Here is a 16042-nt window from a genome sequence, read left to right as displayed (position 1 = left end):
CGTCTTCAAAGGACTGCCATGTACCAACGCAATATCCTGGTCGAACAGACCGACCCCGAAATCTGGGCCGCCATTCAAGCCGAAAACGCGCGCCAGGAACATCACATCGAGCTGATCGCCAGCGAGAACTACGCCTCGCCGGCCGTAATGGCCGCCCAGGGCTCGCAGCTCACCAACAAGTACGCCGAAGGCTACCCGGGCAAGCGCTACTACGGCGGCTGCGAACACGTCGACGTGGCCGAGCAACTGGCCATCGACCGCATCAAGCAGATCTTTGGCGCGGAAGCCGCCAACGTGCAGCCGCATTGCGGCGCCTCGGCCAATGAAGCCGTGATGCTGGCCTTCCTGAAGCCCGGCGACACCATCATGGGCATGAGCCTGGCCGAAGGCGGCCACCTGACCCACGGCATGCCGCTGAACATGAGCGGCAAGTGGTTCAACGTGGTGAGCTACGGCCTGGACGCCAACGAAGCCATCGACTACGACGCAATGGAACGCAAGGCGCATGAGCACATGCCCAAGCTGATCATCGCGGGCGCATCGGCCTACTCGCTGCACATCGACTTCGAGCGCTTCGCCAAGGTGGCCAAGGACGTCGGCGCGATCTTCATGGTCGACATCGCCCACTACGCCGGCCTCGTGGCCGCGGGCGTGTACCCCAACCCGGTGCCGCACGCCGACATCGTCACCTCGACCACCCACAAGAGCCTGCGCGGCCCGCGCGGCGGCATCATCCTGATGAAGTCGCAGCACGAGAAAGCCATCAACAGCGCGATCTTCCCGGGCCTGCAAGGCGGCCCGCTGATGCACGTGATCGCCGCCAAGGCCGTCGCGTTCAAGGAAGCCATGGCGCCCGAGTTCAAGGCCTACCAGCAACAGGTGGTCAAGAACGCCAAGATCGTGGCCGACACCCTCACCGAGCGCGGCCTGCGCATCGTGAGCGGTCGCACCGAAAGCCACCTGATGCTGGTCGACCTGCGCGCCAAGGGCATCACCGGCAAGGAAGCCGAAGCCGTGCTGGGCAGCGCCCACATGACCATCAACAAGAACGCGATCCCCAACGACCCTGAAAAGCCGATGGTCACCAGCGGCGTGCGCATCGGCACCCCGGCCATGACCACCCGCGGCTTCAAGGACGAAGAGGCCCGCATCACCGCGAACCTGATCGCCGACGTGCTCGAGAACCCGCGCGACGCGGCGAACATCGACGCGGTGCGCGCCAAGGTGCATGCCCTGACGAGCCGGTTCCCGGTCTACCGCTGAACCCCCAAGCTGCCCCCGGCATCGTGGCGACCGCATGAAGTGTCCTTTTTGCGGTCACCTTGAAACGCAGGTCGTCGAGACCCGCGTGTCGGAAGATGCCGACTTCGTCCGCAGGCGCCGCCAGTGCAGCGCCTGCGACAAGCGCTTCACCACCTACGAGCGGCCCGACGTCAACTTCCCGGTCGTCGTCAAGAAAGACGGCAGCCGCGCCGATTTCGAGTCGAGCAAGGTGCGCGCTTCCATGATGCTGGCGCTGCGCAAGCGGCCGGTGAGCATCGAGCAGATCGACACCGCCCTGCTGCGCATCGAGCAGAAGCTGCTGGCCAGCGGCCTGCGTGAAATCGATTCGACGAAAGTCGGCGAACTGGTGATGCGCGAGCTGAAGCGCCTGGACAAGGTGGCCTACGTGCGCTTTGCCTCGGTGTACCGCAGCTTCGAGGACGTGGACGAATTCAGGCAGCTCTTGCGGGACATCTGAGCCCGCGAACGATGCAGCGTGCCGGGGCGCGCGCTGCCACTCGGCTACGTGCCTTCCGCGCTTTCCTCTTCCTGCCTGCCGCCTTTGCCACAAGCCCCGGCGCCGCAGTCTCCGCGCCGGTCCGGGTCGCACACTCGGGCTCGCCCCGAACCCGAAACGACGATCGATGCCCTGCGGCCAGTCTCCGCCTTCAACGTGAGGCATCCCGCGCCAAACGCGCCGCTGGTGGCCCGGCGGGAAAATCCGTTGCTGTCGTAGCGCAAGCCCTGCACGAAACCGTCGCCGAGTGCCTTGTCGACGCTCACGCCTTGCGGCAGCTTCTCGAAACTTCGCACAGCCTGAAGCGGCGGCTCCGTTCCCGCCAGCACGGACCATCCGCTGCCCCAATCGCTCCCCGAAAGCGCCAACACCCTGACACTCTGCGAACGCTGGATGGCTTCCATGCGGGCCAGGCTCAAGGCTGAATTGAAACCGTGCGCGGCCGCCGCCAGGCGTTGGTTGAGCAACAGGTCGCGAAAGCCCGGCACGGCAACCATCGCCAGCACCGCCACGATGGCCACGACCACCATCAATTCGACCAGCGTGAAACCACGTGTCCGCATCGCCTTGCGCGGCCCCGCGCTCATTGCCAGCACCTGCCGGCCAGCGAGCCGTCGCACCCTTTCGCCCCCTTGCTGTCGATCCAGAACTTGCCGACCTGCGGATCGGAAAAGCCGGCCTTCAGGCTTGCCGTCAGGCGGATGCAGTTGTCGACACTGCCCTGTCCTTCGCAGTTGCCGCTTTCGACGGTGTACCTGCCGCCCGCGCCGCTGTCGCCCGAGTCGCCTTGGTAGGGGTTGTAGCGGCCGACCTGGGTGAAGTGGCGCTCCTGCTGCTGCATCTGTTGCATCAGTGCGGACCGCGCCTCGCTGTGCCAGCTCTTGCGCACGAAATCCATGTACGACGGGTAGGAGATAGCCGCCAGGATCGCCGTGATGGCCAGCACCATCAGCACCTCGATCAACGTGAACCCGCGGCGCTTCGAAATGGCGGTGCTCATGACTTCTTGGCTCCCCGATCGCCGATGACCTGCCGCCAGTTCAGGCGCCCCGCGACCTGCGATACCTTGCCGCCTTCGACGGGCTGGGAGGTGGAGACACCGCCCCTCCCGCCCAAGTGAACGACCGACAGCCGCCGCGTGGCCGACCGGCGGCCCAACGCATCGCTCGCGCCGTAGCTTGCGTCGCCCAGTTGCATCAGGTGCGTCGTGCCCGGCAGGCCGGCTTCCGCCAACACACAGGTGCCGCCGCTCGACAGTCCGGTCATCGCATTGACTGCGCAGCTGTGCCCGCCACCGCCGTTGTCGCCGCACACGCTGGGCCGGGGCATCAACGTGTTGAAGAACAACTGGCCATCGGCCAGCACCGGGCTGGACACCAGTCGCTCGCCGGCAGCCGGCGAGCCCGGCAGATCGAAGTACCAGCCGCGCCGGCTCGTCGTCTTGCGGTCGAAAGCGCCGTACACGAACGCATCGCCGGCGATGGATGGGAGCGCCCCGCCGGGCGCAACGCCCGTGGTGCGTGACTGAAGCTGCGTTCGTGCCGTGCCGGCGGGAATGGCCACTCCGTTGTCGTGCACGGCATAGAGGGTCTGCACGCCGTAGTTCGCGTGGGACAGGTCGTCAGGGCTCACGAACTTGCCCGTGCCGAAGAGCACGATGGCACCGCCGTTCGGCCCCGCGCCCACCACAGGCTGGACGGTGATCGGCTGGCGCCGGGCGTCGGCGTCTCCCGCTTCCATCGCAACCATCAGCGGCGTTTTCCCGAAGCTCAAGACCTCGCCGCTGAGCCACGGCGCATTGCCGGTGAAGTCGAACTTCCACAGGTTGCCCTGGGTGTCGCCGGCATAGAGAAAACGCACGGCGCCGTCCGCGGCGGCTTCGTCGCCCGGAACGCCCAGAGCGTTCACGGTGTCCTTGTCCTTCGGGCGCGGCAAGACGATCTTGTGATAGTTGATGCCTTGGACCCAGGCCGCAGCGGCAGGCTTGTCGAGCGACAACAGGAACAGCGCCGTGCGCTTCGCGGGATTGGCATTGTTGAAACCCGAGGGCACGACGGCGAACCAGCCATAGGTGGCGGGGCTCGCGGGGGTTGCCGCCGCGGTACGGAACTTCATGACGCGCGGAGCCTGGAGCAGATGGCCCATGTCCGCATCGTCCGCGCCGCTGAATTCCCACATCACCCGGTCCGCCGAAAAAGCCCCCGGGTCGCTCACATCGAGCGCGAAGACGCCGGTGGCTCCGCCGCCAGTACCGGAAACCAGCACGGTCTTCTGCGCGCCATTGGCCAAGCGCATTTCGCCGACCGCAGGCGAGCCATCGACAAGACTCCGATGCACATAGTCAGGCGAGCTGTACGACCCCAACCTGGAAAACAAGGTGCGCGGCACATAGGCAAACAGCTCTTCGCCCGTAGAGGCCGAGAACGCATGCAGCATGCCGTCGTTGGCACCGACATACACCGCCGCCTGCCGGCCTTGCCGTGCGCCCACGAACAACGGAACGGAATGCGCCACGTCGCCCATGACCGAATCGCGCACGCGGAACACGCCGCCTGGTGCCGACAGTTCCTTGCGCCGGTCGCCCCGCAGATAGGCCAGCCGCTCGGGGCTCAGGGCATCCGACGCCGCGGGCTCGGCATCGGGCGTCGCACTCAGGTGGGCACGAAGCGTTGGGTCGAGCGCCGCCCACTCGAACGGCACGCCGGTACCAGCAGTCGAAAGGCTGAAGATGCGCCGGCTCGAAGGCTCGCGCGCTGGCAGCGGCGGCTTGGCCGCTGCGCTGCCGGTCAAGAGGGCTCCAGCGTCCCAATCGGGCTTGCCCCCACGCTGCACGCCACCACTCGCCACGTCGTTCACGAGCGGATACGACAGCAGCGTGCCCGCCCATCGCCGTCCGCCGGACTGGGCCACATAGAGACTCGCGCCCTCCTTCGCGAGCGTGTCCGATGACAGCGCGCCACCCGTCGTGCCGCTGTCCGATGGCGCGGCGGCCTGAGCAAAGACCCGTCGAATCGCCGACGCCATCTGGCCGGCGCCGCTCGCCAGGAAATAGCTCCACGGCTTCGGTTGCCCGTCCGCATCGAGACCGTCGGCCCATTCGGTATTGCTGCCTACGTCCGGACGTCCGGTGCCGCCGGAAGCCCTGAACGGACTTCCGTCGTCGTTGGCGTCGGCAAAGCCGCCGTACTTGGCCGCGAGATAGAGCGCGCTGCCGCGATGCTTCTGCCGGACCTCGCCATCGCCGCCCTGCCCCACGTCGATGACGAAGGTCTGCACGCGCGCCTCGGGCGCATCACCGCGAATCCGCTGCGTGCGGGCCCAGTACGCAAGGCCCGCCATGCCGAACGAGCCCTTGTCGGCGCCGGTTTCCGCAGCCGCAATGTTGCGCGACGTGAGCTGGGCGCCGCCTTTGTAGTTGAAGGCGAAAGGACCGCTGTTGCCTGTGGTGGCAAGCCCCGTCTTGCCGGATGGATGCGAATAGGAAAGAGCTTCCTGGTTCTCGAATGCGCCGACCAGGCTGGTCCAATAGGACGTGTCCGGCTCGTAGGCTGCGCCATTGAAGCCGCGATCGAAATCCGCAGGCGAGGCGCCCCTGGACAAACCGGGCAACGAACGATCGTGGCTCGTTTCCAGATCGCCGAGCACCAGGACATGGTTCTTCTGGCAACTGGCAGCGGTCGACGCGGCTTGCGCTTGCGAGCCCCAATGCGCCGCACTGCTGTAGACAGGCAGCCCGCCTTTGCGGGCATCGTTGCCCGAACCCAATCGTACAAAGGCCTCGGGCGTCGGCAGCTTGCCCTGCAGGTAACGCAGCGACTCGTAGTAAAGCTCGCCGGCCGCATCGAAGCGGTTGTAGTCGCCCTGCCGCGCCCCGCTGCGCCCGAACCTGTTGATGACATTGACGACGCCGCTGAATGCCGCCGCGCCCTCCCGGATTGCGGATGAAGACATCGGGTCGGCATTGAAGACGCCCGTATCCGCATCCCATTCGGCCTGCACGTTCTCCACCATGTCGAAGGCAGCGTCGGTCTTCTGAGGGCCCACATGCTTCAGGGGCGCACGCAGCACGCCGCCGTAGCGCGTCGGGTCGTCGTCCGACAGATGGCCGAAAACGGCAAAGCGCATGCGCTCCGAATACGCCTGCACCGCGCCGACAGGCTTGTGATTGCCGCCGGGGTACTTGAAGCACAGCGTGCGGCGCACCGCCGCTTCGTCGGGTGTGCAGACCTCCACGCGTGCGGCATAGGACACGCTGGCAAGCCCGGGCCCGTATCGCTGGTCGCGCCCCGGCTCGTTGCAAGTGCCCGTAGCGGTGGGGCCGACGAACAGGCGGTCGAGGCAACTGTTGAAGTGAACGGTGTCCGTGGCGCGCGCACCTTCGGCGTTGCCCGTGACCAGCGGCGTGAGCTTGTCCAGGTTGCCCGTCAGCGCCTTGTCGGGGAAATGGCTGCCGCGATAGAAATCTTCCGGCAGCACCGCACGCTGCAGAACCGTTCGATCGGGCGTGTCGACCACGCGATCCCCGCCCGTCAATGCCAGGCGCACCCCATCGAGGGCGGAAGACGCAGCCCAGTTCAGCAGGTTGCCGCTCCATTGGTTGTTGCAGGCAATCTCTCCGCCGTGGCCCTTCGTTGCCTTGGACACGCGCTTGAAATAGCCGTCGGAGCTCAGGTAGGCGTAGCAGCCCATCGACTCCCAGTAGCCCGGATAGATCTGCGTCCAATCGAAACGCCCCCGGTACGCGGCACCCGCATTCGCGGACTTCAATGCAAGGTCGATCACCACATGCGGATCGGCTTGCGATGCCAGCAGGGCCAGCGGTTCGACCGGCAGCACCGCATCGGGCGGCGGCACCGGCGTGGCGGCATGCACCCATGCGGCGCAACAACTGAAGATGAGAGCGGCGATGCCCCTCACTGGAAGACGACGCATGCAACTCCTGCCTTTCATGAAGGACAGCCGGGACTGCCCGCCTTGTACAAACTGGTCTGCAACACGACCTGCGTCTCTTCGCGCATGCCGTAGCCAATGGCCGTGACGCGAAAAACAAAGCGGGCCTCGCCGGCGCTCGCGCTCTGGAGCTGGTCGGCCTGCCACCCGCCGCGATGGCGGAGTGCTTCGACGATGTAGCGTGGCGCCCGGGCGGACAACGCGCCGGCATGCATGCCCCGCGCCGAGTCGCCGCTGAGATAGTGCTGGCCGGTGAAGGTGCCGTAGGCGACCGACTTGGCGGCATCGGCCGAAAAGTCGGCGCTCCTCCAGGCCGGCTCGCTGCCGGGTTCGCCCGGCGCGCACAGCCCCTGGTGCTCGCCTTCGCCACCGCAGCCGGCCACGAAGGCCGCAACATCCTTGCCGCTGAAAAGGCAGAGGCGCTGGTGCGTGCTGTCGTTGGGCCCGAGCACATCGCTCTCGGCATCGACCAGCGCGGCCTCGGCGGCCTGAAACGCCACCTCGGTGTCGCGGTCGTTGCGCGCGCTGCGTTCGTTGACGAGCGACATCTGCGCCGCGCCGATTCCCAGGACGGAGACGACGAGCAGCATCATCAGCACCACGATCAGCGAGAAGCCGCGCCCGTGGATTTGCGCTGTGCATCGTCTTTTCATGGCTGCGGATCTTTCGCGGCGTTGCGCAACATGACCGTGAAGGTCGCGACGTGCCTCAGCCTGCCATCGGCCGGCGGCTTGAAGCTCACGCCCGAAAACGCCAGACCCAGCGGATAGAGCAGTTCACCGCCCTGCCCCGGCCCGCTGTTGCCATGCGCACTGCGCGCCACCATGCCGATGCGCAGCCCGACCACCTTGCGCCACTCGTCGTTGGTCTTGGCAGCAGAGGCGGCCAGCGCTTCGAGCTGCGCGGCATCGAGCCAGCGTTCGGGGATGCCGTCGCCGTTGCCGTCGTACCCATAAGCGACCTTGAACACCTCGATGCCACGCACCAGCGGCGCCGCCTTGAACCTGCCGATGTTGTCGCTGCGGTACTTGCAGTACAGCTCTGGCTCGCCGTCGGCGGCCTCCGCGACATAGAAGAAACTCCACGCGCGGTCTCCGGCCGACGAACTGCCTGCTGCCCCGGGACCGGCTTGCCCGAAGCCCATGCAATCGACCATGCTGCCGTCGGGCTCGGTGCCATCGCCTCCCGCCTCGCTGCGGCCGAAGAAGCGCACCAGCAACGAGTCGCTGCCGTTCACGCCACGGCTGTCGTGCCTGCCGTAGCCATTGCCGGTGCCTCGGACGCGGGTGTTGCGCGCGCCGACGATGTCGAGGTCGAGGGGATCGGCGGAAGAAGCGAGCGGGTTCGCACTGCTTGCGATCGCCGCGCCCTGCGCATCGACGTGGTCGGGCGTGTAGTCGGTATAGCCCGCCTGCCGCACGATGCCCTTGACGACGAACCCGGCGAACCGCAATGCATCTTCCACGGCCTGGGCTTCGGTGCCGGCGTTGAACAACTGCCGGCTGCCGACGAATGCGGCCGTGGCGGCGAGCACCAGTCCCAACGCGATGGCCATGGCGACCAGCAGTTCGACCAGCGTCACGCCGCGTTGCCGCACAGGCCCCGCGTTGGCGCTACGAACCCGCATGACCTTCGTCCGCCTGCCCAGGCACCAGTTGCATCACGAGACGGGGCGGCGGCGCGGGCAGGCGTGCCGTCGTCTCGGCCTCCGCGTGCGATGTCCAGCCCAGCTTCACGACCACGCTGCGGCCCGTGTGGCTGCAGGCCCATGTGTACTCGCCCGAAGCTTCGTTCCACGGCGCCTCGTCGAAGCACACGCTGACACGGGCCGCGGGCAGCGCCTTCGCGATCCGTTGCTTCCACTCGCGCATGTCCCATGCCGCCAGTTGCGCCGCACTGCAGGGCGCTCCCGATGCCGCGCACATTTCGCCGCCGACGGCGCCCGCCTCGCCGCCTGCATCCATGTTCGCCACCCATTGCTCGACCAGGTACGCATTGCCCGCGCCGTTGCCCGCCGCCACGCCCTTGTTCATGCGTGCCTTCTCCGACAGTTCGCGCACAAGGTTGACCGCCGCGGTGAACGTCGCGGCTTCGCTGCTCGTGCGCGACGCCGCCAGCAGCAGGCGCATCGTGCCCAGCAGGCCCACGCTCAGCAGGACGATGGAAACGAGTACCTCCACGAGCGAAAAGCCCGTGCCGAAATGCTTCGATGAAGCCATGTGCCGATGCCCTCCCTGTTGTGTTGCAAGCTGCGTTGCCTTCTTGTTCCCCGCCATCGCGCTTCGAGGGTACGGGGCCATTCGTCCAGGGAGTTGCGCCGTTCATCTGCGTTCGAATGCCGCTCGTATGATCCGACGACACCGCTGTTGATTTCTGCCGCCAAGCCCCATGCCATCTGACAAACAAGACACACTGCACATCGCCACGGCGTTGCGCCTGGCCACTTCGGCGCTGCTGCTGACCGACCCGAATCCACGCGTCGGCTGCGTGCTGTGCGATGCCGACGGCCGCGTGATCGGCCAGGGCCATACGCAAAAGGCCGGCGGCCCGCATGCCGAAGTGATGGCGCTGCGCGATGCCGCGGCGCAAGGCCATTCGGTCGCCGGCGCCACGGCCTACGTCACGCTCGAACCCTGCTCGCACCATGGCCGCACCGGCCCCTGCTGCGACGCGCTGATCGCGGCGGGCGTGCGCCGCGTCGTGGCGTCGCTCGCCGACCCGAACCCGCTGGTGGCCGGGCAAGGTTTCGAGCGGCTGCGCGCGGCGGGTGTCGCGGTCGAGGTCGGGCCCGGCGCGGCCGAATCGCGCGAACTGAACATCGGCTTCTTCAGCCGCATGGTCCGCAAGCAACCCTGGGTGCGCCTGAAGGTCGCGGCCTCGCTCGACGGCAAGACCGGCCTGGACAACGGCGTGAGCCAATGGATCACCTCCGAAGCGGCCCGCACCGACGGCCACGCCTGGCGGGCCCGGGCCAGCGCGGTGCTGACCGGCGTCGGCACGGTGCTCGAAGACAACCCGCGCCTGGACGTGCGGCTGGTCGATACCCCGCGCCAACCGCACCTGGTGGTGGTCGACAGTCGGCTCCAGACGCCCGTCGATGCTCACATATTCATAGCAGGCCGGCCGGTCTGGATTTATGCGGCCCAGCGCGACGAGGCCAAGGCTGCCGCGCTCGAGGCCCGCGGCGCCACCGTCACCGTGCTGCCCAACGCCGACGGCAAGGTCGACCTGCCCGCCCTGCTGGCGGACCTGGCGGCGCGCGGCGTCAACGAGCTGCACGTCGAATCGGGCCACAAGCTCAACGGCTCGATGCTGCGCGAAGGCTGCGTCGACGAGCTGCTGGTCTACATGGCGCCCAAGCTGATCGGCAGCGGGCTCGACATCGCGAGCCACCTGCATGCAGGCGGCCCGCTCACCTCTCTGGCGGGCGCGCTGCCCCTGGAATTCAGGTCCGTCGACATGCTGGGGCCCGACCTGCGCATCGTGGCCCGGGTCGCCGGAAGGGACGCGTTCTAGCGTTTACCCCGAAGGGGCCTCGTTCTCTGCGAAAATGCTGAGATGTTCACCGGAATCATCACCGGCGTGGGGCGCATCGTCGCCACTCACGACCTCGGCACCTCCTCCTCCTTTGGCAAAAGACTCAGCATTGCGGCGCCCGACGGGTACCTCGATGACGTGGGTCTTGGCGACAGCATTGCGCTCAACGGCGCCTGCATGACCGTCACCACGCTCGCTCCCGAGCGACAGCAGTTCACCATTGAAATTTCCGCGGAGTCCCTCGACAAGACCGCCGGCCTGACCGAAGAAGGCAGCCGCATCAACCTCGAGAAGGCGCTGCGCGCCAGCGACCGGCTCGGTGGGCACATCGTGTCCGGCCACGTCGATGGCATCGGCACCGTGAGCTTCTTCGAGCCGATCGGCGAAAGCTGGGAGCTGCGCGTGGTCGCGCCGCCCGCGCTGGCCCGCTTCCTGGCCTACAAGGGCTCCATCACCATCAACGGCGTGAGCCTGACGGTCAACAGCGTGAAAGACATCGCCGATGGCGCGGAAGTCAGCATCAACCTGATCCCGCACACCGTTGAAAACACCTCCCTCGGCGGCCTGAAAGCCGGCTCGAAGGTCAACCTCGAGATCGACACCGTGGCGCGCTACGTGGAGCGCATGCTCCAGGCCGGCGTGCTGGTGCCGCCGACCACCGCTCCGTATTCCAAGGACACAGCCGAATGAACGCCTCCGTCACGCCGATCGGCGCCCCCCGCGCCGCGCGCGCTCCCGCACCGATCGCATCGGTCGAGGAAATCGTGGCCGACCTCGCCGCCGGCCGCATGGTGATCCTGGTCGACGAGGAAGACCGCGAGAACGAAGGCGACATCGTCATCGCGGCCGACCACATCACGCCCGAAGCCATCAACTTCATGGCGCGCCATGCACGCGGGCTGATCTGCCTGACGCTCTCGCGCGAAATGTGCGAGCGGCTGCAACTGCCGCCGATGGTTCAGCGCAACGGCGCCAAGCACTCGACCGCATTCACCGTCTCCATCGAGGCCGCTGAAGGCGTCACCACCGGCATCTCGGCCGCCGACCGTGCCCGTACCGTGCAGGCCGCCGTGGCGCGCAACGCCGTGGCCGCCGACCTGGTGCAGCCCGGCCACATCTTCCCGCTGCAGGCAGTGGACGGCGGCGTGCTCATGCGCGCCGGCCACACCGAAGCCGGCTGCGACCTCGCCGCCATGGCCGGCTGCTCGCCCGCCTCGGTCATCTGCGAAGTGATGAACGAAGACGGCACCATGGCCCGCCTGCCCGACCTGCAGGTTTTTGCCGCCGAGCACGACATCAAGATCGGTACCATCGCCGCGCTGATCGAGCACCGCAGCCGCGTCGAATCGCTGGTCGAAAAGGTCGGCTGCCGCGAAATTCAGACCGCCTGGGGCGCCTTCACGGCCCACGCCTTCATCGACAAGCCCAGCCGCGGCGTTCACCTCGCGCTGGTGCGCGGCAAGTGGGCGCCCGAAGACACGGTGTCGGTGCGCGTGCACGAGCCGCTGTCGGTGCTCGATGCGCTCGAAATCAACCGCTCGCTGCACTCGTGGAGCCTGGACGCCAGCCTCTCGCACATCGCGACCGAAGGCAAGGGCGTGGCCGTGCTGCTGAACTGCGGCGAATCGGCCGGCGAGCTGCTGGCCCAGTTCGATGGCACCGCGCGCCCCGCGCAAGCCCCCGAGCGCGGCCGCATGGACCTGCGCAGCTACGGCATCGGCGCGCAAATTCTGCGCGAATGCGGCGTGCACAAGATGAACCTGCTGGGCACGCCGCGTCGCATGCCGAGCATGGCCGCGGGCTACGGCCTCGAAATCGACGGCTACCTCACGAAAGACTGATCGCCATGCAAGGTGCAAACAAAGGCGCGGACGCCAAGCCACTCAACGGAAAAGGCCTGCGCATCGGCATCGTGCAGGCGCGCTTCAACGCCGACATCACCGATGCGCTGGCCTCGGCCTGCCTGTCGGAGCTGGAGTCGCTCGGCGTGTCCGCTTCCGACATCCATCATGTGCAGGTTCCCGGCGCGCTCGAAGTGCCCGTGGCCCTGCAGGCGCTGGCCGAGCGCGGCGGCTACCACGCGCTGGTGGCGCTGGGCTGCATCATCCGCGGCGAGACCTACCACTTCGAACTGGTGGCCAACGAATCGGGCGCGAGCGTGAGCCGCGTGTCGCTCGACTACCGCCTTCCCATCGCCAACGCGATCATCACCACCGAAAACCTCGAGCAGGCCATCGCGCGGCAGACCGACAAGGGCCGCGACGCAGCCCGCGTGGCCGTCGAGATGGCGCAACTGCTGGCCACCCTTTCATGACCGAAGACACCTCCAAGCCACTCAAGCCCGCTGGCACCAAGCCTCGTCAATCGCGCGTGGGCCTTACCAGCACCGGCGTGCGCAAGGCTTCGGCCAAGTCCAACCGCAGCCGCGCGCGCGAGTTCGCGCTGCAGGCGCTCTACCAGCACCTGGTGGGCCGCAACGACCCGACCGACATCGACCACTTCACGCGCGACCTGGCCGGCTTTCACAAGGCCGACGCCCTGCACTACGACGCGCTGCTGCACGGCTCGATCGCAGGCGCGGAGCAACTCGACGCGCTGATCCGTCCGCTGCTCGACCGCAAGTTCGAGGAAATCTCGCCCGTCGAGCACGCCGTGATGTGGATCGGCGTGTACGAATTCCAGAACTGCCTGGACGTGCCATGGCGCGTGGTGCTCAACGAGTGCATCGAGCTTGCCAAGGAATTCGGCGGCACCGATGGCCACAAGTACGTCAACGCCGTGCTCAACGGCCTGGCCCCGCAGCTGCGCCCGCTCGAAGTCGAAGCCGACCGGGCCTCGGGCAAGGCGAAGGCATGAGAATTTCGACGCGCGCGGAGCGCATCGAGCCCTTCTATGTGATGGAAGTGGCCAAGGCGGCCGGTGTGCTGGCACACGAAGTCGCCCACACCGACCGGCCGATGATCTTCCTGAACATCGGCGAGCCCGACTTCACCGCACCGCCGCTGGTGCAGGAAGCCGCCGCCCGCGCCATGCGCGCAGGCGCCACGCAGTACACGCAGGCCACCGGCCTGGACCACCTGCGCGAACGCATCAGCGGCTGGTACAAGAGCCGCTTCAATGTCGACGTGCCGGCCCGCCGCATCGTCGTCACGGCCGGTGCCTCGGCCGCGCTGCAGCTGGCCTGCCTGGCGCTGATCGATTCGGGCGACGAAATTTTGCTGCCCGACCCCAGCTACCCGTGCAACCGCCACTTCGTGAGCGCCGCCGACGGCAAGGCCGTGCTGATCCCGACCACGGCCGAAGAGCGCTTCCAGCTCACCGCCGCCAAGGTCGAGGCGGCGTGGACCGACAAGACGCGCGGCGTGCTGCTGGCATCGCCGTCGAACCCGACCGGCACCTCGATCGCGCCCGACGAACTGCGCCGCATCCACGAGGTGGTGTCGCGGCGCGGCGGCATCACGCTGATCGACGAGATCTACCTCGGCCTTTCGTACGACGATGCCTTCGGGCAGACGGCGCTGGCCATCGACGACAACGTCATCAGCATCAACAGCTTCAGCAAGTACTTCAACATGACCGGCTGGCGACTCGGCTGGCTGGTGGTGCCCGAGGTGCTGGTGCCGGTGGTCGAGCGGCTGGCGCAGAACCTCTTCATCTGCGCGAGCACGGTGTCGCAGTACGCCGCGCTGGCCTGCTTCGAGGCCGAGAGCATTGCCGAGTACGAACGCCGCCGCGCCGAATTCAAGGCACGCCGCGACTGGTTCATTCCGCAGCTGAACGCGCTGGGCCTGAACGTGCCCGTGATGCCCGACGGCGCGTTCTACGCCTGGGCCGACTGCACGAGCGTCGCCGAAAAACTCGGCATCTCGGGCAGCTGGGACTTCGCCTTCGAAACCATGAAGCGCGCCCACGTGGCCATCACGCCGGGCCGCGATTTCGGCACGGCCGAAACGGCCAAGTTCGTGCGCTTCTCCACGGCCAGCTCGATGGCCCACCTGCAGGAAGCCATTGCCCGCCTGCGGGCCATGACCCAGCAATGAGCGGGGCACTTCGGTGAGCTACGCGTTCCCGCTTCGCGTCTACTGGGAAGACACCGACGCCGGCGGCATCGTGTTCTATGCCAACTACCTGAAGTTCATGGAGCGCGGGCGCACCGAGTGGCTGCGCTCCCTGGGTGTCGAGCAGCGCAAGCTGCGCGATGAAACCGGCGGCCAGTTCGTGGTGAGCGAAACGCAGCTCAAATACCATCGCCCTTCCCGGCTCGACGACGAACTGCTGGTTACAGCCGACCTTCAACAATTGGGCACCGCGTCGTTGATAATCGGTCAGCGCGTGCTATCAAAAACAGAGCAAGAGCAAACGGGGGCCGCGGCACCCGTCTTGCTGTGCGAAGGCACGATCCGCATCGGCTGGGTGGACGCCACCACGTTGCGTCCCGCACGCATGCCGACCCAAGTTACGGGAACCCTTGAGCGCTACAGCGGCTCCATGACTCAACCTTTCAAGCCATGAACCAAGACCTCTCCATCATCAACCTTCTGCTCCATGCGAGCTTCGTGGTGCAAATGGTCGTGCTGCTGCTCGTGATCGTCTCGATCGCCAGCTGGGCCGCGATCTTTCGCAAGTTCTTCGCCCTGAAGCGCATGCGCGCGCTCAACGACGACTTCGAGCGCGAGTTCTGGTCGGGCACCAGCCTGAACGAACTGTTCGCCTCGGCTGCGCAGAATGCCAAGTTCGCCGGCCCCATGGAACGCATCTTCGCTTCCGGCATGCGCGAGTACCAGAAGCTGCGCGAGCGCCACGTGACCGACGCGCCCACGCTGCTCGACGGCGCCCGCCGCGCCATGCGCGCCAGCTTCCAGCGCGAGCTGGATGCGGCCGAGCAGAACCTCTCGTTCCTGGCCACCGTCGGCTCGGTGTCGCCGTATGTGGGCCTGTTCGGCACGGTCTGGGGGATCATGCATGCCTTCACCGGCCTGGCCGCCCTCACGCAGGTGACGCTGGCCACCGTGGCCCCGGGCATCGCCGAAGCGCTGGTGGCCACGGCCATCGGCCTGTTCGCCGCCATTCCGGCGGTGGTCGGCTACAACCGCTTCGCCCGCGAGATCGACAAGATCGCCATTGCCCTCGAAACCTACATCGAGGAGTTCTCCAACATCCTGCAGCGCAACCTCTCGGCCAACCCCTCGGCCGGCGCTGCACCTTCGGTGGCTCCGGCCAACCGCTGAGCGGAGCCACAAGCGCATGCCCGCCGTTTCATCCCGGGGCCGAGGACGCCGCACGATCAACGAGATCAACATGGTCCCGTTCATCGACGTGATGCTGGTGCTGCTGATCATCTTCATGGTCACAGCCCCGCTCATCACGCCGAGCGTGATCAACCTGCCCACGGTCGACCGCGCCAACAAGCAGCCCGACAAGCCCATCGAGATCGTCATCAAGAGCGACGACGAAGTGCAGATCAAGAAAGACCCGTCCACCGGCACCGGTGGCACGTCGATCCCCATGACGCAGATCGGCTCCGCCGCCAAGACCGCCCAGGGCGGCGACGACCAGCGCCCGGTGGTCATCAGCGCCGACAAGTCGGTCAAATACGAAACCGTCGTCAAGGCGATGAACCAGCTCAAGCGCAGCGGCATCGAGCGCGTGGGGCTGTCGGTCACGACCACGGGCGGCAAATAAGGCATGTCCCTCGCACTGGACCGCCCCGAGTTCGCGCCACCGCCGCAGCGCGGCACGCCGCGCGCCGTCGTGCTCGCCCTCATTGCGCATGCG

General features: G+C 67.1%; 17 protein-coding genes. 11 read left to right on the top strand and 6 right to left on the bottom strand.

Annotated elements, in window-relative coordinates:
- Positions 1 to 18: 18 nt before the first annotated feature.
- A complete protein-coding gene (glyA, locus tag DBV14_RS00760) occupies positions 19 to 1263 on the top strand; it encodes a serine hydroxymethyltransferase (protein WP_124457285.1) in 1245 nt (414 codons plus the stop codon).
- 34 nt (positions 1264 to 1297) lie between these two features.
- Positions 1298 to 1741 carry a transcriptional regulator NrdR gene (gene nrdR, locus DBV14_RS00755; protein ID WP_124457284.1) on the top strand — a complete coding sequence of 148 codons (444 nt, stop codon included), beginning with the start codon at positions 1298 to 1300 and terminating at the stop codon, positions 1739 to 1741.
- Positions 1742 to 1785: 44 nt separating this feature from the next.
- Here nrdR and DBV14_RS00750 read toward each other — a convergent pair whose 3' ends face one another.
- The 6 genes from DBV14_RS00750 to pilV are packed head-to-tail and all read right to left on the bottom strand — an operon-like array spanning position 1786 to position 8949.
- Complete coding sequence (locus tag DBV14_RS00750) at positions 1786 to 2367, bottom strand: GspH/FimT family pseudopilin (protein WP_124457338.1); 582 nt, start codon at positions 2365 to 2367, stop codon at positions 1786 to 1788.
- On the bottom strand, positions 2364 to 2780 hold the full coding sequence (locus DBV14_RS00745; protein WP_124457337.1) for a type IV pilin protein: 417 nt from the start codon (positions 2778 to 2780) through the stop codon (positions 2364 to 2366). Before DBV14_RS00745 ends, DBV14_RS00750 begins: the two co-directional genes overlap by 4 nt.
- A complete protein-coding gene (locus DBV14_RS00740) occupies positions 2777 to 6712 on the bottom strand; it encodes a pilus assembly protein (protein WP_185545883.1) in 3936 nt (1311 codons plus the stop codon). Before DBV14_RS00740 ends, DBV14_RS00745 begins: the two co-directional genes overlap by 4 nt.
- A 14-nt stretch (positions 6713 to 6726) precedes the next feature.
- On the bottom strand, positions 6727 to 7383 hold the full coding sequence (locus DBV14_RS00735; protein WP_124457282.1) for a PilX N-terminal domain-containing pilus assembly protein: 657 nt from the start codon (positions 7381 to 7383) through the stop codon (positions 6727 to 6729).
- Positions 7380 to 8357 carry a PilW family protein gene (locus tag DBV14_RS00730; RefSeq protein ID WP_124457336.1) on the bottom strand — a complete coding sequence of 326 codons (978 nt, stop codon included), beginning with the start codon at positions 8355 to 8357 and terminating at the stop codon, positions 7380 to 7382. Before DBV14_RS00730 ends, DBV14_RS00735 begins: the two co-directional genes overlap by 4 nt.
- Positions 8344 to 8949 (bottom strand): type IV pilus modification protein PilV, encoded by a 606-nt coding sequence (gene pilV, locus DBV14_RS00725; protein WP_185545882.1) that lies wholly within the window; start codon positions 8947 to 8949, stop codon positions 8344 to 8346. The genes DBV14_RS00730 and pilV overlap by 14 nt, the downstream gene beginning before the upstream one ends.
- Before the next feature lie 169 nt (positions 8950 to 9118).
- On the opposite strand from pilV, the gene ribD reads away from it, so the two are divergent.
- Genes ribD through DBV14_RS00680 form a run of 9 tightly spaced genes read left to right on the top strand, consistent with a single transcriptional unit; the run spans position 9119 to position 15949 of the window.
- A complete protein-coding gene (gene ribD, locus DBV14_RS00720; RefSeq protein ID WP_124457280.1) occupies positions 9119 to 10246 on the top strand; it encodes a bifunctional diaminohydroxyphosphoribosylaminopyrimidine deaminase/5-amino-6-(5-phosphoribosylamino)uracil reductase RibD in 1128 nt (375 codons plus the stop codon).
- Between the two features lie 42 nt (positions 10247 to 10288).
- Complete coding sequence (locus DBV14_RS00715) at positions 10289 to 10957, top strand: riboflavin synthase (protein WP_124457279.1); 669 nt, start codon at positions 10289 to 10291, stop codon at positions 10955 to 10957.
- Positions 10954 to 12108: a bifunctional 3,4-dihydroxy-2-butanone-4-phosphate synthase/GTP cyclohydrolase II gene (ribBA, locus tag DBV14_RS00710; RefSeq protein ID WP_124457278.1), complete on the top strand. Its 1155-nt coding sequence runs from the start codon at positions 10954 to 10956 to the stop codon at positions 12106 to 12108. The genes DBV14_RS00715 and ribBA overlap by 4 nt, the downstream gene beginning before the upstream one ends.
- A 5-nt stretch (positions 12109 to 12113) precedes the next feature.
- Positions 12114 to 12581, top strand: a complete 468-nt coding sequence (gene ribH / locus DBV14_RS00705; protein ID WP_124457277.1) for a 6,7-dimethyl-8-ribityllumazine synthase — start codon at positions 12114 to 12116, stop codon at positions 12579 to 12581.
- The gene (gene nusB, locus DBV14_RS00700) at positions 12578 to 13123 is read left to right on the top strand and encodes a transcription antitermination factor NusB (protein ID WP_124457276.1); all 546 of its coding nucleotides are present in this window, start codon (positions 12578 to 12580) and stop codon (positions 13121 to 13123) included. Before ribH ends, nusB begins: the two co-directional genes overlap by 4 nt.
- Positions 13120 to 14307 (top strand): pyridoxal phosphate-dependent aminotransferase, encoded by a 1188-nt coding sequence (locus DBV14_RS00695; RefSeq protein WP_124457275.1) that lies wholly within the window; start codon positions 13120 to 13122, stop codon positions 14305 to 14307. Before nusB ends, DBV14_RS00695 begins: the two co-directional genes overlap by 4 nt.
- Before the next feature lie 13 nt (positions 14308 to 14320).
- Complete coding sequence (locus DBV14_RS00690) at positions 14321 to 14779, top strand: YbgC/FadM family acyl-CoA thioesterase (RefSeq protein WP_124457274.1); 459 nt, start codon at positions 14321 to 14323, stop codon at positions 14777 to 14779.
- A complete protein-coding gene (gene tolQ, locus DBV14_RS00685) occupies positions 14776 to 15495 on the top strand; it encodes a protein TolQ (RefSeq protein WP_124457273.1) in 720 nt (239 codons plus the stop codon). Before DBV14_RS00690 ends, tolQ begins: the two co-directional genes overlap by 4 nt.
- A gap of 16 nt (positions 15496 to 15511) precedes the next feature.
- On the top strand, positions 15512 to 15949 hold the full coding sequence (locus DBV14_RS00680; RefSeq protein ID WP_124457272.1) for a biopolymer transporter ExbD: 438 nt from the start codon (positions 15512 to 15514) through the stop codon (positions 15947 to 15949).
- The last annotated feature ends 93 nt before the right edge of the window (positions 15950 to 16042 follow it).

It is taken from the genome of Variovorax sp. KBW07, assembly GCF_003852515.1.
Taxonomy (GTDB): domain Bacteria; phylum Pseudomonadota; class Gammaproteobacteria; order Burkholderiales; family Burkholderiaceae_C; genus Variovorax.
This window is presented reverse-complemented; position numbering and strand designations above follow the sequence as displayed.

What these genes read in the sequence shown, in the direction of transcription:
- glyA (WP_124457285.1), top strand. Translation starts at nt 19, where the DNA reads ATGTACCAACGCAATATCCTGGTCGAACAGACCGACCCCGAAATCTGG.
- nrdR (WP_124457284.1), top strand. Translation starts at nt 1,298, where the DNA reads ATGAAGTGTCCTTTTTGCGGTCACCTTGAAACGCAGGTCGTCGAGACC.
- DBV14_RS00750 (WP_124457338.1), bottom strand. Translation starts at nt 2,367, where the DNA reads ATGAGCGCGGGGCCGCGCAAGGCGATGCGGACACGTGGTTTCACGCTG.
- DBV14_RS00745 (WP_124457337.1), bottom strand. Translation starts at nt 2,780, where the DNA reads ATGAGCACCGCCATTTCGAAGCGCCGCGGGTTCACGTTGATCGAGGTG.
- DBV14_RS00740 (WP_185545883.1), bottom strand. Translation starts at nt 6,712, where the DNA reads ATGCGTCGTCTTCCAGTGAGGGGCATCGCCGCTCTCATCTTCAGTTGT.
- DBV14_RS00735 (WP_124457282.1), bottom strand. Translation starts at nt 7,383, where the DNA reads ATGAAAAGACGATGCACAGCGCAAATCCACGGGCGCGGCTTCTCGCTG.
- DBV14_RS00730 (WP_124457336.1), bottom strand. Translation starts at nt 8,357, where the DNA reads ATGCGGGTTCGTAGCGCCAACGCGGGGCCTGTGCGGCAACGCGGCGTG.
- pilV (WP_185545882.1), bottom strand. Translation starts at nt 8,949, where the DNA reads ATGGCTTCATCGAAGCATTTCGGCACGGGCTTTTCGCTCGTGGAGGTA.
- ribD (WP_124457280.1), top strand. Translation starts at nt 9,119, where the DNA reads ATGCCATCTGACAAACAAGACACACTGCACATCGCCACGGCGTTGCGC.
- DBV14_RS00715 (WP_124457279.1), top strand. Translation starts at nt 10,289, where the DNA reads ATGTTCACCGGAATCATCACCGGCGTGGGGCGCATCGTCGCCACTCAC.
- ribBA (WP_124457278.1), top strand. Translation starts at nt 10,954, where the DNA reads ATGAACGCCTCCGTCACGCCGATCGGCGCCCCCCGCGCCGCGCGCGCT.
- ribH (WP_124457277.1), top strand. Translation starts at nt 12,114, where the DNA reads ATGCAAGGTGCAAACAAAGGCGCGGACGCCAAGCCACTCAACGGAAAA.
- nusB (WP_124457276.1), top strand. Translation starts at nt 12,578, where the DNA reads ATGACCGAAGACACCTCCAAGCCACTCAAGCCCGCTGGCACCAAGCCT.
- DBV14_RS00695 (WP_124457275.1), top strand. Translation starts at nt 13,120, where the DNA reads ATGAGAATTTCGACGCGCGCGGAGCGCATCGAGCCCTTCTATGTGATG.
- tolQ (WP_124457273.1), top strand. Translation starts at nt 14,776, where the DNA reads ATGAACCAAGACCTCTCCATCATCAACCTTCTGCTCCATGCGAGCTTC.
- DBV14_RS00680 (WP_124457272.1), top strand. Translation starts at nt 15,512, where the DNA reads ATGCCCGCCGTTTCATCCCGGGGCCGAGGACGCCGCACGATCAACGAG.